This is a genomic window from Sphaerimonospora mesophila, assembly GCF_001417795.1.
Lineage (GTDB): Bacteria > Actinomycetota > Actinomycetes > Streptosporangiales > Streptosporangiaceae > Sphaerimonospora > Sphaerimonospora mesophila.
On record NZ_BCBX01000040.1, the window covers coordinates 19,643 to 41,408 of the forward strand.

Genomic DNA, 21,766 nt, shown 5'->3' on the forward strand with positions numbered 1-21,766 from the left:
GGCTCAGCGGCCGGTACGGCCGGCCACGATGAGGTGGACGGCCCGCTCCAGTGCGTACGCCGGGTCGGCGCCGCCACCCTTGACCTGCTCGTCGGCGGAGGCGACCGCCTGCATGGCGGCCGAGATGCCCTCCGGGCCCCAGCCGCCGAGCTGACGCCTGACCCGGTCGATCTTCCATGGCGGCATGCCGACATGGGAGGCGAGCTGACCGCCGCGCAGGTTACGCGGGGCGTCGCGCACCTTGGCCAGTGAGCGCAGCCCCCCGGCCAGCGCACTGACGATCAGTACGGGCGCGACGCCCGTGGCGAGGGCCCAGCGAAGCTGCTCCAGCGCCTCGCCGAGCCGTCCCTCGATCGCCAGGTCGGCGATGGTGAAGCCGCTGACCTCGGCCCGTCCCCGGTAATAGCGGGCCACGGCGGCCTCGTCGATGCTCTTGCCCGGGGTGTCGAAGGCCAGCTGGTCGCAGGCGGCGGCCAGCTCGCGCAGGTCGCTGCCCACCGCGTCGAGCAGTGCCTGGGCGGCGGGCGGTGAAATCGTCCGGCCGGCACGGCGGACCTCCGCCCTGATGAAGTCGAGCCGCTCCCCCGCCTTGGCCGGCTTGGCCACCGTAATCACCTCGGCGCCGGCCTTCTTCACCCCTTCGACCAGCGCCTTTCCCTTCACTCCACCGGGATGGGCCAGCACGAGCACGGTGTCATCGGCGGGATGCGCGGCATATTTGACGATCTCGGCGATGACGTCCTTCTGCAGGTCCTGCGCAGCCCTGATCACGACGATCGACCCGTCGCCGAAGAGCGAGGGGGACGTGAGCGTGGTCAGCTCCCCCGGCTCCACCTTGCCGCCGACGAGATCGTGGACCTCCGCCTCCGGGTCCGCGGCGCGCACCGCCGTGACGACGGACGCGACGGCCCGGTCCGACAGGAACTCCTCGTCGCCGACGACCAGGGTCACGGGTGCTGGTTTGGCCATGCACGCAGCATGTCACGCCGTCCGGCTCATGGCACATCCCACGTGATCGAAGCCAAGAATGCCGTACGCCTGCTCTGGATCGCGTCGCCCCGTCGTCACCCAGCGGGGGTCACAGCCGTCGGTCTATGATCATCCAAGCGGATATGGGTTGTGGCCCGGGAGGAAGGTCGTGGCTGGTCTCGATGGAGATCACGCTCAGGTGCCGGAGTTCTGGCGGGCACTGTGCGCCGTGATGTGCGTCGCTCTCACCACGGGATGCGCCGCGCCCCGGCAACAGCCTGTTTCGCAGAAGAGCGTGGCGGATTCCGGACAGCGCCCCACATCTTCCGGGGAGGGTGCCCGGCCGTACACCGGAGAGGCCGTTCGCAGCATCGTTCGCGTCACCGGGACAGCTCGCGGCTGTGACCGGGACGTCGCGGGAACCGGGTTCGTGTACGCCCGGGAGCGGGTGATGCTGACGGCGCACACCCTGGCCGGAGCGGATCGGCCGGTGAAGGTTTCGCTCGCCGATGGGCGCGGTTTCGACGCCGAAGTGGTGCTCTTCGACTCGCGGACGGACATCGCGGTGCTATGGGCAAAGGGACTCCCTTCGCCTCCCCTGCCTCTGCGGGCGAAGCGGGAGGCGTCGGCACTGGTGATCGGCTACGAGGAAGGCGGCGCGACCCCGTCGGCCCAGCCCGCCTCCGTGGGCGGGCACCGGCTCACCGAGTTTCGCGGAATATACGGTGATCAGCCCACTGAGTTCGACAGTTACCCCTTCCAGGGGCCACATGTCCGGCGGAGCATGTCGGGGGCTCCCCTTATCTCCCGGGACGGAGGGGTTCTCGGCATGGTCTTCGCCGCTGACGTGGATCAGGAGGACAAGGGGTACGCATTGACCGCCCGGCAGCTTTCGGCGGCCGCGAAGAGGGGGCGGCACGCGACCGTCCCGGTCTCCACCGAAGGGTGCGCCTGACCGTCGCCTGTCCTGCATCCCGTTTCTCCTGATCATCACCGGCTCCGTGCACCGGCCGGTCGAGGCGCCCTCGTGGCGGAGTTCCCGGCGCTGTTCCCGGGCGCCGAGTTCATCGGAGCGCTGCTCAAGGCGCGGAGCTCGGTGCTGATCGTGATCAGGCGCAGGGGTCGGGGTGACGGTGGGGAAGCCTTTTCATGCTCGCCGTGCCAGGTGAGCGAGGACGGAAGGCAGTCCTCATCGGCGGCGGGGGACGACGGCGAGGCGGCCGCCGCTCTCGACGACAGCGAGGTCACCGGAGACGTCGGTGCGGTAGGTCCGCATGCCCAGCCAGGCCAGGCGGCGCATGGTCAGCGGCGCGGGGTGACCGTAGTCGTTCGCCGTGCCCACGCTGATCAGGGCGGCCCGAGCCCCGGTGCCGGCGAGGAAGGCCGGGTCCTGTCTGGACGATCCGTGGTGTGGGATCTTCAGGATGTCCACCCGTGGCACACCCTGCCGTAGCAGGGCGTCCTGGGCCTCGGTCTCCAGGTCGCCGGCGAGCAGCGCCGACCCGATGACGTCTCCCTCCGCTCCGGACCAGCGCGCCAGGAGTACGACGCTGGCGTTGTTCGCGATGGCCCCCTCCCCCGCTCCCTGCCGCGCCTCTCCGTCGAGGGGAGCGAGCACGGTGAGCTCGAGCGTGCCCGCCGGGCCGGCGAACCGCCACCGGGTGCCGGTGGACATCACCCACTCGGGGATCCTCCTCACCCGGAGGTCCCGGGAAACGCGGGCGGCCTCGCCCTCGGGGACCCGTCCGGGGCTGACCACGGCGGCCCCGACGGCCCGGCCGCGCAGGACGCCGGTGAGGCCGCCGACATGATCGAGGTGCGGATGGGTGAGCACCATCAGGGGGACCTTCCGTACCCCGAGGTCGCGCAGGCAGCGATCCGCCAGGGCCGGCTCCGGGCCGGTGTCGACCACGACCGCCTCGCCGGGCCCGGCCGACATGGCAAGGGCGTCGCCCTGCCCGACATCGCAGGCCACCAGCAGCCATCCCGGCGGGGGCCACGGCGCGGCGATCCGCCGGACCACGAGGACGGTGACCAAGGCGCCGATCACCAGCGCGACGGCGAGGCGCCTGCCCGTCCGCCGCCGCAGCACCAACCATCCCAGAACCCCCGCGACCGCCAGCAGGGCGACCCCGGGCAGGCCACCCGGCCACGCGGCCGACGCGAACGGCAGGGCCGCCGCCCGCTCCGCGACGGCGATGATCCAGCCGACCGCGAGTCCGGCCGGGCGGACCAGGAGCTGCGCCAGCGGCATGCCGATCGGAGCCACGACCGCGGCGGCGAAGCCCAGCACGGTGGCCGGCGCCACGGCCGGTTCCGCCAGCAGGTTGGCCGGGATCGCGACCAGATCGAGGGTGCCGGACATCAGCACCAGCACCGGCGTCACCGCTGCCTGGGCCGCCGTCGGCACGGCCAGCGCCTCGGCGAGGAGCATGGGCATCCGGCGGGCCAGCCGGTCACGCCAGCGTGGTGCGAACACCAGGATGCCGCCGGTCGCGAACGCCGACAGGGCGAAGCCGTACTCTCTGGCAAGCCCGGGATTGAACAGGATCAGCCCGAGAACGGTCGCGGACAGGGCGGCCACGCCGTCCCGGGAACGGCCCGTGCCGAGGGCGACGGCGGCGACCGACCCCATGACGAGGGCCCTGAGCACGCTCGGTGACGGCCGCGCCACCACCGCGAAACCGATCATCACGGCGATCGCGACAGCCGCCCGCACAGGGAGTGGAAGTCCGGCCCCTCTGGCGACCAGAAGCGCGGCACCGGCGATGATCGCCAAATTGGAACCCGAGACCGCCGTAAGGTGGCTCAGCCCGGCCGCCTTGAGGTCGCGTTCGACCTGGTCGTCCATCCGGGACACATCGCCCACGACCAGTCCGGGCAGCAGACCACGCTGGTCGGGTGGCAGCACGTCGCTCGCCTCCCGCAATCCCGCGCGCAGCGCCCCCGCGACCCGCTGAAGGACGGACGGCCCCGCCTCTGGCGATTCAGGCGGTTGCGGCGGGCCGCGTACGAGCATCACCGCGGAGGTCAGCTCACCGGCATCGGCCGGCGCCAGGCGTCCCCGCACCCGGATCCGCTGACTCGGCAGCAGGTCGGTCCATCCCGCGCCGGAACCGAACAGGACGACCGGCACGTCCACCCGGAACCGCGCCTGCGGGGCGTCGACCAGGACCAGCCGCGCCTCGACGACCACGCTGACTCTCCGGGTCACGCCCCCACGACGCTGCCGGATCCGCGGGTCGTCGGCGATGACGGCCTCCGCCATGACGGTGACCCCGCGCGCCGCCAGGTCGGGCACCGGCCCGGTTCGTACGGAATGCACCTTGAACGCGACCACCGCCGCCGTGGCCGCCACGCAGACCAGCACTCCTGCGGTCACCCTGGCGAGTGCCGTACCGGTGGCGAACCGTCCCACACCCGAGCGGGCCCATCTCCGGCAGATCGCCCACGCCGCCGGTGCCGCGAGAGCCGAGGCGATCGCCACACCCGCCCCTACGGCCACCGCGTGGCCCAGGAGCACGAGAGCGGTCAGCCAGGCGGCCGCGGCGGGGGCGACCAGCACCACCGACAACCTACGGACCGGGCCGCCGCCGGAGCCGTCCTGAACATCGGTCCCGTCCGCGCCGGCGTCGGCCCGGCGATCGTCATCGGGGACATCGCCGGAGGCCCCGGCCACGCGCGTCGGCCGTACCTGCCCGAGCCCGGTCATACGGTGACCTTGTCGCGCAGCTCCGCGAACTTCTTCTCCCCGATCCCGGAGACCTGACGTAGTTGCTCGACGCTGCCGAACCCGCCATGGGCGTCGCGGAAATCGATGATGCGCCGGGCCAGCACCTCGCCCACGCCCGGAAGCGTGTTGAGCTGCTCGACGGTGGCCGTGTTGAGGTTCACCACGCCGCCGCCGTCCGGTTGTGAGGACGGCTGGGCCCCACCCCCGGCCGGCGCGTCCGCCCCCACGATGATGTGCTCGCCGTCCACCAGCCGGCGTGCGAGGTTGACCCCGCCCGGGTCAGCCCCCTTCTTCACTCCCCCGGCGGCCTCGACGGCGTCGACCACCCTCGAACCGGTCGGCAGCGCGAGCACGCCCGGTCTGCGGACCTTGCCGGTCACATAGACGATCACGCTCGCCGTGGGCGTCGGCGAAGCGGCCGTTCTCACACTGCCCGATCGCACGCTGTCCGATCTCACACCGCCCGATGCCGCGCTCTCCGGCCCCGCGCTCGCCATGGCCGCGCTCATGGGCACGGGCGCGGTGACGGGTTCGGCCACCGGCCGGGTCCGCCACACCACGAATCCGGCGATCGCCGCCGCGAGCACCCCGAAAAGCACCAGGATCCGCAGTCCCGGCCCACCCGGATCCAGCATCGGCACCTCGTCACCGAACCTTCCGCTACGAGATCTCAAGATTTCGACGATGCGGTTTCTCCGTGAGGACGGCGTGTCGATCAGCTCCTCTGTGACCGGCGATTCGGACCCGCCGAGCCGCCGAGGCTCTCCGGACCCGAACTCACGGAACGGCCCAGGCTCAGGCTCACGCCACGCCTCGGACCCGCCGAACGGCTCGGGCTCCCCGTACGGATCGGCCCTTTCGACCGGACCCGGCGAGCCGAACGACGGTGGCGGTGTGAGCGTCGCCACCGGCTTCATGGGCGACGAGCGGATGCGGGCGGCGGGCGGCTCGGCCGCCACCCGGTGAATCAGGCAGCGCAGCCGTGTCTCGGCCGCGCGGCTCTCGACGGCCCGCCGGTCCCGCCGTTCTCTGCTTCGCACGCGCAGGACATTAGGTCGCCGCCGGCCCGCCCAAGGAGGCAGAACGCCGTTCTGTGGACAACGTGGCCCTTCCGGGGCCCATCCCTGCGGACAGGATGCCTTTTCGCGCGCCCGTTGGGGGAACAGACAGGACATGGGCGCCGCGTCGCGAGGAGTCAGGTTGCTCGCGGAGCAGACGCCGCCGTCGCGGGAGCGGTTCATCGACCTGCTGCGAGCGGTGTCGATCGTCGCGGTGGTCCTCGGGCACTGGCTGGCGACGGTGGTCGGCTACGACGAGCACGGCGAGCTGTTCGGCCGGTCGGCGCTGCCGGACCTGCCGTGGGCGCAGCCGCTCACCTGGGTGGTCCAGGTGATGCCCGTGTTCTTCTTCGTCGGCGGGTACGCGAACGCCGTCTCCCTGGCCGCGGAGCGACGTCGCGGAGGGAACGCCACCGAGTGGCTGATCAAGCGGGGCGGACGGCTGATCCCGCCGACCACGGCCCTGGTGCTGGTGATGGGAGGCGGAGCGTTGGCGGCCGGCCTGTTCGACGCCGACCCCGCCCGGGTACGCACGGTGGTCTGGCTCGCCTCGATCCCGCTGTGGTTCCTCGTGGTCTACCTGATCGTGGTCGCGCTGACCCCGCCCATGTACGCCCTCCACCGCCGGTACGGACTCACCGTCCCGCTGGTGCTGGTGGGGCTCGTCGCCGCCGGTGACGTGGCCCGCCTCCTCGGCCATGGCCTCTGGGGTAACGGCAACTTCCTGTTCGGCTGGCTGGCCGTTCACCAGATGGGGTTCGCCTGGCGGGACGGGCTGCTGCCGGCCCGCCCCCGTGTCGCCGTGCCGCTGCTGCTCGCCGGGATCGGCGCGCTGCTCCTGCTCACCCTCGCCGGCCCCTACCCGATCAGCATGATCGACGTGCCCGGCGAGCGGCTGCACAACATGTCCCCACCGAGCCTGGCTCTGCTGGCGGTCGCCACCACCCAGTTCGGGGTGGCGTTGCTGCTGCGGGATCGGGCCGAGCGATGGTTGCGGCGCACCCGCCGGTGGACGGCCGTGGTCGCCGTCAACTCGGTGATCATGACGATCTTCCTCTGGCACATCTCCGCCGCGATCCTGCTCGTCGCCGCGCTGCACGTGGCGGGCGTGCTTCCGACGCCGGAGGCCGGATCGGCCGCGTGGCTGGCCTGGCGGACCCCGCTGCTGCTCATGTTCGGCGTCGTCCTCACCCTGCTGGTCGCGATCTTCGGCCCGATCGAGGTGCGCGGCCTCCGACGGCCCCGAAGGCTCCTGCTCCCGACACCGGTCGGCCTGGCCCGCATGGCGTCCCGTCGGGTTCTCCGGCTGTGGCTGGCCATGGCGGGTTTCGCAGGAGTCGCCTGCGCCCTGCTCTCCAACAGCCTGTGGCCGAGCACCGCCCCGACCGTGTCCGGAATGCCGGCGGCCGTACTGATCATCTACCTCGTCTGCGCGGCGGTCCTGCGACTGCTGCGCTCGACGCCTCCCGCCGCGGAAGGCGAAGCGGGCCCCACCCCTCGCGCGAGTCCGCCATCCCACCTGGCCTGACCGGAAGGGGACGGCGGGACTCGGCCCCGAATGTCAGGCATCCACCGGGCTCGGAAAACCGGTTGCCGGGGGTCGTACCGTTCTTGGTGTGACCGACATGGACGGCCTGCTCGCGGCCTTCGACGAGCAGATGCGGATGAGAGCCCCTGCAGATCCCCCGGACGGGGTGACGTACGAGTACGACGGGCCGGTGCTGCGCGTCGACTACCTATCCCGCGGCTTCATCGGCACTCCGCGCGACATCGGCGTACGAGGCACCGAGCTCGACCGGCTGATCGCCCGGCAGCGCGACTTCTTCGCCGCGCGGGGAAAGGCGGTTGAATGGAAGACCTATGGCCACGACCTGCCGCTCGATCTCACCGACCGGCTGCGCGCCGCGGGCTTCGTCCCGGAAGATCGGGAAACCCTCCTCATCGGTCTCGCCGCTGAGCTGGCCGCCGAGCCGACGCCGCCGGACGGCGTCGTCCTGCGCCAGGTCAGCACGGATGCCGACATCCGCCGCATCGCGGCCATGGAATCGGCCGTCTGGGACGAGGACTGGAGCCGGCTGGCCGACGAACTGATCGCACGAATCGGCGCCACCCCCGACGAGATCGTCGTCATGGCCGCCGAGGCGGACGGCGAGGTCGTCTCCGCGGCATGGGTGGACTTCCATCCCGGCACCGAGTTCGCCGGACTCTGGGGTGGCTCGACCTTGCCGAAGTGGCGAGGCCGGGGCGTCTACCGCGCACTGGTCGCCGCCCGCGCCGCGCTCGCCGTCGCCCGCGGAGTCAAGTTCCTGCAGGTGGACGCCTCCGACGACAGCGCCCCCATCCTGCGCCGCCTGGGCTTCCACGCTGTGAGCACCACGACCCCCTACGTGTGGTCACCGCCGCGAAGCTGAGACCGGTCGCCGAGACCATCGAGGATCTCGCGCACCTTGATGACGTTGGGGTGCCGGGGGCCGTACCGCCGTTCCAGGTCGGGAAGCAGGGCGCGCAGGGTCCTGGTCGCGCGCGTGCGGTCGCCCGAGCCGAGCTCCAGCAGGCCGATGCGATGGCGCAGCTCCAGGATGCGGTCTTCGTCGACGCCGAACCGCTCCTCGTCCGCGAGCAGCCGGCCGAGCTGGTCGAGCGCGCAGGCCGTGTCGCCCAGCGCGGCGTGGCAGTTGGCCTCCATGACGCGGAACCGCAGCACGAGATCGTCGTCCTCGCCCCGCGAACCGGCAAGATCGGCCGCCAGACGCCGGAACTGCGGCGCCGCGCCACGGTAGTCACCGCCGAGGAACAGGACGTCGGCCAGCTCGATCCGGAGGTCGAGCACATCACTGTGGTCCTGGCCGTACGCGCGCACGGCCGCCTCCACCTCCTCCGCCAGCACCTCCGCCGCCTGTTTGAAGCGGGATTCGGCCTTGAGCACGCTGACGTCCTGGCGAGTGAGAGAGACGTCACCATGCCGGATCGGCCGGGACGACGCGGAAGCGTGAGGCCGTCCGGAAAGCCGGGGTCGCCGGGACTGCCGCGACGCGAACAGCGGCGTCGCCCGCTCGACCTGCCGTGCCGCCGATGTCTCCTCCGGCTTCTCGGTCCTCGGACTCGGCCTGCCGACACGGCCGACGACGGTGGCGTACATCTGCACGGGATGGAAAGGCCCGGACTCCACGAAATCCGGGACGGGCGGCAGGTCACGGGAGTACGGCAACAGCCGCTCGTAGACCACGGTGGCGTCGGCCGGCCGTTCGTCGGGTTTCTTCGCCAGCAGCCACAGCACCAGCCGTTCGAGCCCTTCCGGCACGTCGGCCCGCACCTCCCGCAGCGGCCGGGGCGCGATGTCGGTGTGCCTGCGCATCGAGGCCAACGGGGTCTCCCCGGCGAACTGGTTCCGCCCGGTGAGCAGCTCGTGCATGATCACACCAAGGGAGTAGAGGTCGCTCTGCGGGCTCGTGGTGCCGCTCATCGCCTGCTCCGGCGCCATGTAGTCGGCCGTGCCGATCACGACGCCGGTCGCGGTCAGCTTGGTCGCCGATGGGGACAGAGTGGCGACCACCCCGAAATCCAGCACCTTGACGGTCCCGTCGGGACAGATCATCAAGTTTCCCGGCTTGAGATCCCGGTGCACCAGCGAGTTGGCATGGGCGACCGCAAGGACCGAGCACACCTGGGCGACGATCGCCGCAGCCCAGCCGACCGGGAGCTCTTCGAGCTCATCGAGCAGGACGCTCACCGGCTGACCCTTGACGAGCTGCATGACCAGGTACAGGTCGTCGCCCTCCGTGCCGCAGTCGTAGACCGCAGGAACTCCCGGGTGCTCCAGCCTCGCGGTGATCCGCGACTCGCGGACGAAGCGCCGGGTCAGCTCCTCATCGGGCCTGCCGTCCGGCAGCCGGTCCACCCGGATGAACTTGACCGCGACGGGCCGGTCCAGCCGCTTGTCGTAGCCGAACCAGACCTCGCCCATCCCACCCTGTCTGCGGGAGTTCGGGTCCAGCTCGTACCGCCCGCCGATGATCCTGCTCCTCGCCACGGCGCCCTCGCCCTCCTTCACCCGTCACCTCACCGCAGGCGTCGCAGTACGCCGCGGGCACGCAGCCGGGCCACGTGCTCGGCCGCCCGCCGCGGCGCCGTACCACCGCGGACCAGCAAGCCGGCCTCGATGTTCCTGGTGACGCCCGACTGAGTCAGGTTCGCACTCGACACCAGCAGCAGCCGATGGTCCGCCACCGCGAGCTTCGCGTGCATCTTCGCGCCCTGCTCGGCTCGTTCGCCCACCGGCCAGTGCCACAGCTCGATCCCGTCGACGGTGGCGAACGCATGCGCGGGCTCCGCTCCGCCCAACGCCGAGCCGGCGCCGTGCAGAGTCTCGACGACCACCATCACCGACACGCCGCGCTCGACGGCCCCCGCCAGCGCGCCGAGCAGTGGTTCGTACGGCATGGCCGAGTAGGTCATGAGGACCAGTTCGTTCACGGCCTCGCCGGCCACGTCGACGAGCACCTGCGCGGTGGAGCGGACGGGCACGGCGTGCGTAGCCGGCCCGGTCCACACCGACTCCACGGTCGTGCCGGCCCGGTGTCGCTCATAGCCCGCGGCCACCCCGCGCAGGTAGAACGCGGCCTCCTGATTCGGCATGCGCACCGAGCGCTGCTCGGTCAGCACCCGATGCGCGACCTCCGGGAAGTCCGGCACCGGCACCGCGTGGACGATGCCGAGGGCGGGCCCGCCCTCGGCGATCCGGTCGGCCAGGGTCCGCAGATGCGCGGGCCCGATCCGCTCGACAGCCCGCGCCGCGGCCGCCTCGAACCGCGGGTGGACCGCGCTCATCTCAACCCGGGGCAGGTCACGGCAGCTCGGGATAGACGGCCAGGGCGGGGTCGTCGATCGGCACGACGAACCGCCGGTCGAGGAAGCGGTTACCCCGCTCGCACGTGGTCTCGGAGACGAACAGGCACACATGGCAGGCCGCGCCGTGCAGGAAGTCCTCGGGCTTGCGCGGCAGCCGCTCGGAACACAGCGGATCTGAGGAGCAGGTCATCGCCTCGGCGAGGGCACGGCGGGTCAGCCGGACCAGTTCCTCGGGCCGGGCGAGCGACACCAGCCCGCCGAGTGTGCCCTCGGCATCGGGGACTGCCGTGTAGATCAGGATGCCGCCGCGCGGGTCGTCCTCGTCCCCGGCGTAGATCCGCTCGGCCAGGCTGGCGGAGTTATAGCCGCATTCGAGCGCGATCGTACGAATCAACAGGTGCGACAGGGTGTGCAGGACGTAGTAGCGCGGGCCGGGCCAGCCGCTGTAGCGATGCTCTTCGTCGAACGGCTGACCGGTCCTGGCCGAGTAGCGGTACTCCCGGAAGCGGCCGAACGCCTCCCGGTGCCGCCGCATGGCCTCCGAGTCGGCCACCTGCCCCTCCCAGCGGGTGAGCAGTTCCTCGGGCAGCCGGAGGAAGATGCCCTCACCCCGCACCTCGCTCGCCGGCACCCAGGTGGGCCGGGACCTGGCGAGCGGCACCCGCTGCACGAGCTGCGGATCCTCCGGGTCGGGCGCGTCGAGCCGGGTGAAGCCGATCACCGCGCGCACCTCCCGCAGCCGCTCCACCTGCACGACATCCGAGAAGTAGCCCTTGAGCAGGGGCGGCACCGGCTCGTCGTCACGGTAGGCGGTGAAGTCGTCGGTCGGCTCGGGCAGATGCGGGCTGGAGAAGATCTCCCATTCCGGGGTCAGCAGGTCGGGGTAACCCTGGGGCCCCTGCTGCTCCCCGCCTGCGGCCTCCTCCTCGCCGCGGTGCCGTTCGATCGCCGCCCAGACCTCCTCGTCGGTCCATTTCTCGAACTCGAACGAGAACGGCGGAACCGTTCGCATGAACGGAAGCATCTGCGGGCCGGGAAGGTTCTCCAGGTTGGCCCAGAACTTCGCCACCTGGGCGTCGAGTTCGCCGCCACCGCCCTGCGGTACGGCCAGGGCCGACAGGGTCTGGGGGAACCACTGGTTGGACGCGCCGACGACGAGCACGTGCGGCTTGTTCTCACAGGCCGTGAACGTGCCGAGGTGCGGGTTCCGCCCCCGGCAGTACGGCAGCCGCTCTCTGCCTCGTTTACCCATCGCCTCGCGGATGTTGCGGTCGGCTCCGCAGCGCTTACAGAAGATCCGGACGTTGGCCCCGATGTTGCCGCCCCGGTCCTCCATGAACAGGTTCGGCTTCGCCGCGGCCGGACACTGCCCGCCGTGATGGACGAACTCCAGGTACGGAAAATCGTCCAGGTGCCCGGCCGTACAGGCCAGGACGAAGCGGGCGCCGACCACGAGTCGCTTCTTGTTGCCCTTTCCGCACTCATGGAAGAACCGGGCCTCGTGCGGCTTGTTCGGTCTGTCGTTTTCGAACCCGAACGCCGTCGAGTCGATCCGTGCCAGCAGATTGCAGGCGGTGCAGCGCATCCATCCGGGGAACGGCATGACGGGCACACCGGTCCTGGCGGCCTGGCCGTTCGGGTTGGTGTCGGTACCCGGCATCCAGGGGGCGGGCCGCAACTCGGCGACCGTCTTGCTCAGCAGCGCCTGCACGGCCGCGAGCAGCCGGGGTTCGGTGATGAGCGTGGGATCCCTCGCCTCATCGTCGATGCCGCCACCGCCGAGGCCTCGATAATCCCAGTCGTCGAGGCCCTTCACCAGCACGGAGAAGTTCGGCAGGTCGACGATCGACCCGACGCCGGAGGTGAACATCAGGTGGCTGGGCCGTACGGCGCCGACCCGGGACCGGTAGGTGGAGAAATCGGCCATCACTTGCCCCTTCCGTCCAGCGCGCCTTTTTTGGTGGGCGCTTCGTTCAGCGCAGACAAGCCCATCTCATCGCCCACCGGATCGTCGCCGTCCGGATCGTCGCCGGCGCCCGCCTGGAAGGTCCACTCCGGCTCACCGACAGGACTGAGGAAGATCTTCCCGCCTCCCGGCAGCAGCAGGTTCACCTCGTTCTCGGTCTCCCGCATCGAGTTGCCGACGGTGAGTTCGTCCCACGTGCCGTTCCCGGCCCGTTTCAGCAGGCCCTTCACCACCTCCTCGGCGGTGCCCCTGCGCCGCTCGTAACCGAGCCGCGCCGGACCGTCCTTTTCCGCGTTCCACCGGTCGATCAGGGCCTTGAGCCGTTCGTCCAGGGCCTGCCGGCCGCGCGGCCCGCCGGCGGCCTCCGCCCGGTCGAGGAACCTCTTAATGATCAGCTTGACCATCTCGCCGGCGAGCGGCACCTCCTCGGCGTCGCGGTTGCGCGAGTAGGACTCCTCGACGTTCCGTACGGCGGCGGCGAACGTCGCGGTGGTGCCTCGATCCAGGGCGCGAGCCGTGTACGGCGTGACCGACAGGGCCTCGACCTGGCGGTAGAACGTGGCGTGGTAGTGCTCGAAGTCCTCGTAGTGGGCCAGATCACGCGGGCGGGACCAGTTGTACAGCGTGATCACCAGGCCCGGCCGGGCCTGGTCACGGCCGACTCGGGAGGACGCCTGGATGTACTCGGCGGTGTTCTTCGGCTGGCCGACCACCATCATCAGCCCGAACCGCGACACGTCGACGCCGACCTGGAGCATCGACGTGGCGAGCACGACGTCGACCGGCGGCCGTGCGGTCTGCTGACGGCTGCTGCGCAGCATGCGGTAGCGTTCGGCGAGCCGGTGCGCCCGCCGACGCTTCGCCGCGTCCTTCTCCCTCATGACGTCGGCGATCTCGGCCCGGCACTCCGTCGTGCGGCGCGAGGTGTCCAGCTCCGGATCGAACCCGATTTCGAGCCGCTTGAGCACCTCGCTGATGTCGCCCGAGGAGATCCGCGAGGTGAGCTCGGCGATGTTCAGCAGGTCGGTGCGGCTCAGCAGCCGCTCGGACAGATTCTTGCGCCTGCCGTGGGTCCTGATCCTGGTGGTGACGTCGTCGTCGAGATAGCGCCGCATGCCGGCGAGCTCGCGGGTGGCGTTGAAGTAGCCGACGAGGGTCATGTACGGGTCGGCGGCCTCGCCGTACCGGTCGAACAGGGTCTGCCCGGCCAGCAGCAGGATCTCGGCGAGCCGGATCTCGGCCGACTTCAGGCGCACGCCGTGCGCGCACACCCCGAGGTAGCGCCGCCCGGGGTCCTGCGGCGTGACCCGGACCTGGCGGGAGAAGAACGTGTCGCCCACGTCGAGGACCTGCGGCGGGAAGATCGCGAGATCGCGGCCGAAGATGCGGAGGACCTGCTGGCCGGCCCGCTTGGTCGTCGCCGTCGAAGCGATGATCTTCGGTCCGGTGGGCTCACCCTCGATGGTCCAGGTGCACAGCTCGTTCACGGCCGCCTCGAACAGGCCGACCGTGGTGCCGAGCGCACCCGAGATGAGGTGCAGCTCGTCCTGGATGATCAAATCCGGCGGCCGGAGCCTGATCACCGGCCGGCTCTCCACCTTGGGCAGTCTGCCCTTGGCGTTGTGCCGGCCCGCGCAGCCGATCTGCTCGTCCATGTCGTCGTGCCGGTAGCCGTGCCGGGGGCAGCGGCGGCTCACCCGCCCGAACAGATGCCCGGCAAAACCGCGCCAGGGCAGTTGCGCCAGCTTGTCGACGGTCGCGATGACCAGGCTCGGGACGAGTCGGTAGATTTCCTCGTCCACGGTGAGGATCGGCAGGCCCTCCCGCCGGGCGTACACCTCGCCCTCTCCGCACGTCCGGCGCAGGAAGCGTTCCTCGCCGAGACGGGAGAAGGGGCACTGGTCGGCGTCGCCCTCGATGTCGCGCCCCTCGCTGCCACGGCCCTCGATGCCGCGGCCACAGTAGAGCAGGACGCGGCGGCGGTCCTCGTCGATGTCGACGTTCCGGCCGGCGTTCAGCTTCTCGCCACACCAGGGGCAGGTCAGCGTCTGCAGCACGTTGGCCTTGCGGCTGTCGGGCGCCTCCTTGGCCTCCTCGATCTGGTCCTTGGCCTCCTTGAACCAGTTCGGCGAGACCGAGCCACCCACCCACAGGCCGATGCGGAACGGCTCCTCGCCCCAGGTCCCGGGGTCCTCGCGGCGCAGCACTTCGCACGCGCAGACCAGCGCCGCCGCCCGCTGGAACTGCTGGGCGGTCAGCAGCCGCAGCGTGTAGCGCATCAGCACCGCCACGCCGTCCAGCCCGCTGCGCGCGTCGGCTTCCGAGCCGACGACCTTCTGCAGGCGGCGGATCGCGAAGGCGTACGCGGTGAGGCCGAGATACGCCTCGGTCTTGCCGCCACCGGTCGGGAAGAACAGCAGATCGACGGTGCCGGTGTGGTCGGCGGCCCGTTCCGGATGCGCCGGGTCGGTCAGCGAGGGCAGGTTGAGCAGGATGAACGCGAGCTGGAAGGGCCGCCACGACGCCGCCTTGGCTCCGTCGGCTTTGACCTGCGCCATGGCCTGCGCGTAGCCGAGGCCGAGCTCGTCGCGGAGCTTCGCCACCGCGGTGCGGCGGCGCTGCAGTGCCATCGCCCGGTTGGCGAACCGGAACGCCGCGAGCGCCTGCTCGTGTCGCTCGGCGTCGAACCCTGCCTCGCCGTACGGCGACGCGCCGCACAGCAGTGCGATCCCGGCCCGAATCCGCGCGGCGGCCTGCCGGGCCCGCTGGACGGCGACGACCGCGGCGTCACGCAGCGGCTCGGGCAGGTCGGGGATCTTCCGCTCCTGTTCGTCGAGCCACGCCGCATACCCGTCGGCCAGCGGTGCCAGCCCGGCGGCCAGCACCTCGGGGGTGGCCTTCGCCAGGGCGTCCATGGACAGCTCGACTTCGGCGAGAGCCGTGCCCTCGCCCACCGGCGCGACAGTCGCGGGCACGTCGTAGAACGGCAGCCAGGTCGTACGGAGCAACTCCGCGCGGCGCTCGCCGGGCGACACCCGGGCGTGCACGGCCACGTTGCGGCCGATCGCATACCTGCGCTCGTCGCGGTAGAGCAGCCGCAGGTGCTTCTCCTCCAGGTCGCCCATGCCGCGGTCATCGGCGCCGCCTCCATGGGCGCCGTCCAGCGGATCGTCGATCGGGAGGAAGACGGGCTTGGCCCCCATCGACTCGTCGGGCAGGGCGGTCACGGTGAGCTGCGTCTGGAACAGCCAGGCGGTGTCGGCGGCGGTCTCCGGCTCGATCTGCTGGTTGATCAGCGTCAGCTCGACGACGCGCCGCCCCTCCGGCCGGGGCCGTACGGCCACCGCGAGCAGGACGCCGGGGGCGTCCGCACGCTCCATCGTGAGGGGGATGCGCTGCGTCGGCCCGGCGTCGAGCCGGACCTCGATGTCGTGACTCACCGGTCGACGCGACCAGATCCGGGTGGTCCTGGAATTGCCCTTGGCGTCCTCGACCTCGGTCTCGGCCTTGCCGTACTCCCCCCAGGACGCGGTGACCGAAAGCGCGTCGACGTCGGCCGGGACCGCGAACGACAGTCCCATCGAGGACGCCCAGAGCCGGCCGAGGTTCTGCGGGGTGAGCACGTCGGGCAGCTCGCCCTCGAACCCGTCGCCCTCCGCGCCGATCTCGGTCTCCGGCAGCTCATCGGCGTCCTCCCTGACCTGCTTCGGGGACGGCTTGGGACCGAGCATGCCGACCAGGTAGCGCTCACGCGGCCCCATCGAGCGCGGCGGCAGCTCCTCGAAGTCGCCGTCGTACGGCCCGAGCAGGTCGCGCTCGACCAGCTCCTGGAACTCGTCCCGGACCTCGAAGGACGTGGCCGGCTCGAAGTCCTGCGGCGCATCGAGCGGATGCGACGGCCTTGCCGCCGAGGCGGGATCACTCGGCGAGAGCCCGGGAGGCGCGGCCTGCCCTTCCTCCGCCTCGGCCTCGGAGCCGAACAGATCGTCCTGCGCGGCTCCCGCCTTGAACAGCTCTTCCTGCCGATCGAACACGTGGGGGGTGTCCTTCCTCGCCTCGCCTTTGCCGCAACGTTAGTCATTCCTGGGGAGCATGCGTACGACGCGTGGCCGCATCGTGAGGTTGTCCATAACCAAATTCACAGAGCTATCAGTCGTTTGCTTGTCGTGATATATCCGGCTCTGCTCAACGGGGCTTTCGAGTCCAAACCAGGACGCGGCTCGGCGTAATCCACGCCGGCAGACCTCCGGTGCCGGACCCGAAAGCCGGTCCTCACTCATGCCGATCCTCATGAGTTTCGGCGACGAACAGCTCGCCGAGAGGGGGTCCAGACGCATATGCTCGTGAATGGAGTACACGATAACACGAACTGAAGCTGCTGATCCATGCGCAACAGATCGGGGTCGCCAGCGCTGCCCACCGAGGTGCGACGACTCGGCCTCCATGTGCGCACCACAGGCCTCGGGCCGACGTTCCGGATTCCCGCCAGCCGAGCCGTCAGCAAGAGGCAGCGCGACAGGCGGGCGGTCAGGTGGCCGGGCAGCGGTAGTCGGCGTCCCGGTTCGGCGAACAGCAGACGACAGCGCAGGAGATGAAACGTCCGGCGTGCAGCCAGATCCCCCACTGCACGTCCACCCCGCCGTTCAGGGATTCCCGTACGAGACCCCGCCGGAAGTCCAGCCCGATCCGCGCCTCATCCACAGGGTGGAGGAAGGACGGCTCTGCGGCGTGGTACCCCTCGGCCAGTCATTCCAGTCCGTGCGCAGCAATGATCCATCCAGTACCTGCCGGGGATCAGCGATGTCAACACATTAGTTATGAAACCGCAGGTCAGAGCCATAATATTGACGCAATCAAAAAATTGGACCACCCTGAAGCGTCGGCTGCTCGCTTCAGGGGTGAGCGCACCCAGCGAAAGGAAATACTGTGGCGAAGGGTCACAAGTGCCCGACGTGTGACAAGAACACGCTTCAGCCATACACCACCAACCAGTTGAGGTGCTCCAACTGCGGCACGATCGTAAAGAAGGATCTAGTCTCCTGAACCACAAGCACCTGCTCCGCTGCCTCAATCGCCGACCGCACTCCGCCGCCGCGGGGACGATGAGGAACGCGACGAAGAAGACTGAGTGGGCGCCGACTGTCACGTGACCTGACCGGCAGATTCCCTCACGAAGCACTTCCATCATCCGGCACGGCCTGTTCGGCTCGCACCCCATCCAGCCGTTCCAGCACCTTCTCCGCGAGGTGCTGGAAGTCGGCCCGACATCTTTGGACGAAAGTCTGCGTACTGCCGAGTGCGCCATCGGCGGCCTTCAGATCGAACATCGGCTTACGCGCATCGTGCGCGAGCGGCATCAGGCTCTGATAGTTGCGCAGCGTCGCGATCTCGTATGATCGGTCCCCCGGTTTTCGAGATTCGCCCAGCACCGAGTCGGCGAAAACGTTAGGGATGCGCTCCAGCCAGCGCTCGTATGCCTTGACGGGTCGATCCAGGCGCATGATCGGCTGCATGATCACATAGCCCAGAGGAATCATCGTTCCGGGAGGGGCCGGAATCGCGGCGGGCACCTTGGCGACAACCCCGCTCTGCCAGATACGCCGCCATTCACGCAGCGTCGGCCCGAGGTTTCTGAGGCCGCGGAGCGAGAACAGGTCAGCCGCGAGCGGCATGAGCACCGTATCCGCGGCCAGCAGCGCCGCCCGATTGATGGCACCGAGATTCGGGCCGACATCTATGAGGATGACATCGGCCTCCACGCGCCGCGCCGCGTCCAGGATGATCCGGTAGAAGGCTGTGGTGGTACGGAGTGCGTCCGGTGCCCCCATCAGGCATCGGGGCCATGCCTCGGAGAGTTTGTCCTCGAACGCGCTCAACTCGAGATCTCCTGGGACGAGCCAAAGCCCGTCGACGATCTCCGTGGGAGGGTAGAACCTGACATCGCCGAGGCCTTCCATGATCGGCCGGACCGAGGCGGCGACCGTGCCGGACTCAGCGGTGATCTTTCTGGGCATCGGGCCGAGGAGGCTGAGTTGTGTCGCTCCCCACGCCGGGCTCTCCGGCTCCGCCCATAGGATCGCGAGATCGTCCTCATCAAGGAAGGCCGACGTCAGATTGGCCTGAGGGTCTAGATCGACCGCGAGCACCCGGCGGCCGAGCCGCTGAAACATGTGGGCCAGGTGGAAGGTGAGCGTCGTCTTGCCGACCCCACCCTTGTTGTTGAAAAGGGCCACGGAAATCATGTCGCCCTCCTCAACGTCACGGACCACGACAGGTCGTCGATGAGGAAGTCCGCAGGAGGATTGCCGTTCTCCGCCAGTGTCGCTTGAATTCGGCTGATCCCTCGCCCGAACCTGTTCACGTAACCGAGCGACTTCATCGCGGCGGCGAGTGAGGGATTCCGGTAGTCGCAGACCCGGTCGAAGTTGTCCCGGCGCACCTGGCCATAGGGCCCTCCCGGATTGGTCACCTCGATCCGATCCGCGAACCATGCAATGCGAATCGGCGCATGGGAAGTCTCGTAGTTTCGGTGCATGACAGCGTTCATACAGACCTCACGCAGGGCGGCGAACGGATAGTCGGGCTGCTGCCGTTCCCGGAAGCCTTCCTCCTCGACCACGTGTGTGTGCAGGTGGCCGCGTAGCAACGCATCAAGCCGTGCGGCCAGATCGACGATGTTGACGCGCAGTTCCTGATCATCTGCGATCGGAGCGTCGTGGCCGGTGCCGTCATACCGTACGAACTGTACGTACGCCCCGGGAATGAAGGCGCTCGGGGCCAGGCCCAGGACCAGAAGACCGAGGACCGTAGGGGTGCCCGCGAGGTCGGTGATGCGGAGGCTCGCCAGCTTGAGCTCCTCCGGCCGTCCGTTCTCCTCGATGACCTCGAGCGACACCACGGACGGCAGATAGGTCGACCGGAAAAGGGGCAGGTCGAGATCCCTCAGCATGCTGCCGGGAACGCTACGTCCGTCGAAGGGACCGTCGAATGCGCGGCGGCGCTCCGCCAGCACCCGCTCATCTTCGCGGGTCGCCTTGCGGGTGGTCGGCCCGGGTCGCACCCAGACGATGCCGTCGTACCGTACCGGCGGAGTCGACGAGGCCTCGACATGAATCCGGATCACGGTCCTGCCCTTGAATGTGCCCGTCTCAACGGTCATCGACGGCCGGTCCAAGATCTGCCCGCTGTCCCGGAACTCGGTCAGCTTTCGTAGATCCTCGTCGCCGGCTTTGACGTTGATCACAGGCTCGCCCTTGTCGTCAACGCCGATCAGAAGGTCGCCGCCGCCCCGACCACAGAGATCGTTGGCAAAGGCGCAGATCGCCTGTCCGATCTTGTCCCGGCTGGAGGCGGACTGCTTGAACTCCAGGACGGTGCTCTCCCGGTCTCCCAGCAGGTCTGCAAGATCTGTCGTCATGCCAGCCATTGTGCCGTCCCTTGCTGACCAGGGTGGATGATGTCCAGATCGCCGAACTGTTACTCGTGGGACAGGCGCCGGTCGGGGGCTCTGCGCATCCTTGGCCCGCCTGCCGCCACGGGGGAAGTACGGCAGGCGGGCGGCCCAGGGGTCTCAGGTGGCTCAGGTAGCTCAGGTGGCCGGGCAGCGGTAGTCGGCGTCCCGGTTCGGCGAGCAGCAGACGACGGCGCAGGAGACGAAACGTCCGGCGTGCAGCCAGATCCCCCACTGCACGTCCACGCCCGCGCGCAGGGATTCCCGTACGAGACCCAGCCGTAAGTCCAGGCCGATCCGAGCCTCGTCTTCGGGGTGGAGGAAGGACGACTCGGCGGCCCGATAACGCTCGGCCAGCCACACCATCGCCTCGTCCACGCCGGCCGGAGAGGCGTCGATGCGGCGGGCCGGTTTCAGCAGCCAGTCACAGGTACGCATCGGCGGCAGCAGCGAGGCCAGGAACGGTCCAGGGTCGGCCGGGGGCAGCGGAGGACGACGCTCGGCCTCGCGGCGGCGGTCGTCGCCCACGCCGGTCCAGGAGTAGCAGTGCAGGTGCAACGGCGCTCTCCCTACATTGGATGGGTGCGGCCCCTGCCTGATTGCGCCGGGCAGGGACCGCACGCTCGATCACCGGCGGGTGCTACAGCGCGGCGGTGGCGATGCCGGCCGCGCGCAGTTCCGCACCGGTGAACCGCAGCGTCCCCGCGGTCGGGTTCTTGCTGTCACGCAGCGCGTAGGCGTCGGCCGCCCCAGGGATCGGGGCGACCTCCACGCAGCTCTCCATCTCCTCCTCCTGCTGGTTGCCGCCGCACAGGCGCCGGAACCGCGCCCCGGCCAGGTCGCGGTCGTACAGGTCGTTCATCGCGTTACTCTCCATCGGATCGACTCCCGCCCGGGCGGAATGCCGGGCAGGTTTTACCAAGAGGGGGCGGCCTCCCGGGAAGGCCCCTCAGCCAGAAGGAGGCCGCCCCCGAGCCCCGCCGATCGCGGCCAACTGCGACCAGCGGGGCAGCTCAACGGTGCAGCTCTCAGCGGACGAGACCCAGCAGCAGGTCTCGCCACATCTCCTGGGCACGGCAGGTGATCAGCCGTTCGGTCTCCCGCACCTCGGGTCTGGCAGCGCGGGTGCGGTCGGTCCGGCGGATGAACCGCAACCCGCCCGCGCTGCACAGCTCGTACGACACAGTCCGGCACTGATCACACGTGTGCTGGACGACCCGCGCGTACGACGTCCGCCGCGTGTCCGGCAGCCACCGCAACCGCACACAATCCGGCTGCTCCGGAGGAAGATGCAGGCCAAGACACGACGGCGGAAGCTTGCCCGGACCGTCCGGCCGCCGACCGCTCACGCCGTCACCGCCGACCGGGCCGCCCTCACCTGCTCAGTGACCCGCCCGGTGGCGTCCCCTTGCGCTGTGCCGTTCTCCAGCACCTGGGCCGCCTGCTCGGCGATGCTCTCCTGCTGCGCGATGGCCAGGCCCAGCTCGCGCAGATCGTCGGCGTCGACCGTACGGCACGCCCCCGCCCGCTCGGCGGCCGCGGGGAACGGCCGCACCCGCGACGCCCACAACCGCCCGGCGTCGCTCCGCATGATCCTCCACCCATCGAACGCCGTAGAGCTGGAGGTGATCGTCGTTACAACTTCTGTCATTTCTGGACCTACTCACGCTCAGGGTTCCGTCCAGAAGGGGGATGCGTTGGACAGCGTCCATCAAGTGTCCTACGACACTCGACTCTACAGA

17 protein-coding genes are annotated in these 21,766 nt (G+C 70.0%); 3 read left to right on the forward strand and 14 right to left on the reverse strand.

Annotated elements, in window-relative coordinates; genetic code table 11:
* Nucleotides 1–3: 3 nt before the first annotated feature.
* The gene (holA, locus tag AP234_RS21655) at nucleotides 4–969 is read right to left on the reverse strand and encodes a DNA polymerase III subunit delta (protein ID WP_055481534.1); all 966 of its coding nucleotides are present in this window, start codon (nucleotides 967–969) and stop codon (nucleotides 4–6) included.
* Between the two features lie 169 nt (nucleotides 970–1,138).
* Between holA and AP234_RS21660 the strand changes: the two genes are divergently transcribed.
* Nucleotides 1,139–1,924 carry a trypsin-like peptidase domain-containing protein gene (locus AP234_RS21660; protein WP_160330480.1) on the forward strand — a complete coding sequence of 262 codons (786 nt, stop codon included), beginning with the start codon at nucleotides 1,139–1,141 and terminating at the stop codon, nucleotides 1,922–1,924.
* A gap of 234 nt (nucleotides 1,925–2,158) precedes the next feature.
* On the opposite strand, the gene AP234_RS21665 is transcribed toward AP234_RS21660, so the two are convergent.
* Nucleotides 2,159–4,681, reverse strand: a complete 2,523-nt coding sequence (locus tag AP234_RS21665; RefSeq protein ID WP_083502315.1) for a ComEC/Rec2 family competence protein — start codon at nucleotides 4,679–4,681, stop codon at nucleotides 2,159–2,161.
* A complete protein-coding gene (locus AP234_RS34345) occupies nucleotides 4,678–5,742 on the reverse strand; it encodes a helix-hairpin-helix domain-containing protein (RefSeq protein ID WP_055481536.1) in 1,065 nt (354 codons plus the stop codon). Before AP234_RS34345 ends, AP234_RS21665 begins: the two co-directional genes overlap by 4 nt.
* A gap of 160 nt (nucleotides 5,743–5,902) precedes the next feature.
* Here AP234_RS34345 and AP234_RS21675 point away from each other — a divergent pair, with 160 nt between their 5' ends.
* Both AP234_RS21675 and AP234_RS21680 read left to right on the forward strand, forming a co-directional pair.
* Nucleotides 5,903–7,288, forward strand: coding sequence for an acyltransferase family protein (locus AP234_RS21675; RefSeq protein ID WP_235558307.1), 1,386 nt, complete (start codon nucleotides 5,903–5,905; stop codon nucleotides 7,286–7,288).
* Between the two features lie 97 nt (nucleotides 7,289–7,385).
* A complete protein-coding gene (locus AP234_RS21680; RefSeq protein ID WP_200926652.1) occupies nucleotides 7,386–8,171 on the forward strand; it encodes a GNAT family N-acetyltransferase in 786 nt (261 codons plus the stop codon).
* Here AP234_RS21680 and AP234_RS21685 read toward each other — a convergent pair.
* The 11 genes from AP234_RS21685 to AP234_RS38815 all read right to left on the reverse strand — a co-directional run bounded on the left by AP234_RS21685 (nucleotide 8,144) and on the right by AP234_RS38815 (nucleotide 21,615).
* Nucleotides 8,144–9,811, reverse strand: coding sequence for a protein kinase domain-containing protein (locus AP234_RS21685; protein ID WP_055481538.1), 1,668 nt, complete (start codon nucleotides 9,809–9,811; stop codon nucleotides 8,144–8,146). The genes AP234_RS21680 and AP234_RS21685 overlap by 28 nt on opposite strands.
* Nucleotides 9,812–9,819: 8 nt before the next feature.
* On the reverse strand, nucleotides 9,820–10,587 hold the full coding sequence (drmC, locus tag AP234_RS21690) for a DISARM system phospholipase D-like protein DrmC (RefSeq protein WP_055481539.1): 768 nt from the start codon (nucleotides 10,585–10,587) through the stop codon (nucleotides 9,820–9,822).
* A 16-nt stretch (nucleotides 10,588–10,603) separates the two neighbouring features.
* Entirely contained in the window at nucleotides 10,604–12,535 is a 1,932-nt protein-coding gene (drmB, locus tag AP234_RS21695) for a DrmB family protein (protein WP_055481540.1), read from the reverse strand.
* A complete protein-coding gene (drmA, locus tag AP234_RS21700; RefSeq protein ID WP_200926645.1) occupies nucleotides 12,535–16,608 on the reverse strand; it encodes a DISARM system helicase DrmA in 4,074 nt (1,357 codons plus the stop codon). The genes drmB and drmA overlap by 1 nt, the downstream gene beginning before the upstream one ends.
* A gap of 493 nt (nucleotides 16,609–17,101) precedes the next feature.
* Nucleotides 17,102–17,275 carry a hypothetical protein gene (locus AP234_RS37370; RefSeq protein ID WP_160330481.1) on the reverse strand — a complete coding sequence of 58 codons (174 nt, stop codon included), beginning with the start codon at nucleotides 17,273–17,275 and terminating at the stop codon, nucleotides 17,102–17,104.
* Nucleotides 17,276–17,742: 467 nt separating this feature from the next.
* Complete coding sequence (locus AP234_RS21705; RefSeq protein ID WP_055481541.1) at nucleotides 17,743–18,816, reverse strand: ParA family protein; 1,074 nt, start codon at nucleotides 18,814–18,816, stop codon at nucleotides 17,743–17,745.
* Nucleotides 18,813–19,991: an RNA-binding domain-containing protein gene (locus tag AP234_RS21710; RefSeq protein WP_083502317.1), complete on the reverse strand. Its 1,179-nt coding sequence runs from the start codon at nucleotides 19,989–19,991 to the stop codon at nucleotides 18,813–18,815. The genes AP234_RS21705 and AP234_RS21710 overlap by 4 nt, the downstream gene beginning before the upstream one ends.
* Nucleotides 19,992–20,162: 171 nt before the next feature.
* Entirely contained in the window at nucleotides 20,163–20,582 is a 420-nt protein-coding gene (locus AP234_RS21715; RefSeq protein WP_055481542.1) for a hypothetical protein, read from the reverse strand.
* An 82-nt stretch (nucleotides 20,583–20,664) separates the two neighbouring features.
* On the reverse strand, nucleotides 20,665–20,901 hold the full coding sequence (locus AP234_RS38810) for a DUF397 domain-containing protein (protein WP_235558308.1): 237 nt from the start codon (nucleotides 20,899–20,901) through the stop codon (nucleotides 20,665–20,667).
* Between the two features lie 151 nt (nucleotides 20,902–21,052).
* On the reverse strand, nucleotides 21,053–21,283 hold the full coding sequence (locus tag AP234_RS21725; RefSeq protein ID WP_200926646.1) for a hypothetical protein: 231 nt from the start codon (nucleotides 21,281–21,283) through the stop codon (nucleotides 21,053–21,055).
* Nucleotides 21,284–21,369: 86 nt separating this feature from the next.
* Nucleotides 21,370–21,615, reverse strand: coding sequence for a hypothetical protein (locus tag AP234_RS38815; protein ID WP_235558309.1), 246 nt, complete (start codon nucleotides 21,613–21,615; stop codon nucleotides 21,370–21,372).
* Nucleotides 21,616–21,766 lie beyond the last annotated feature (151 nt).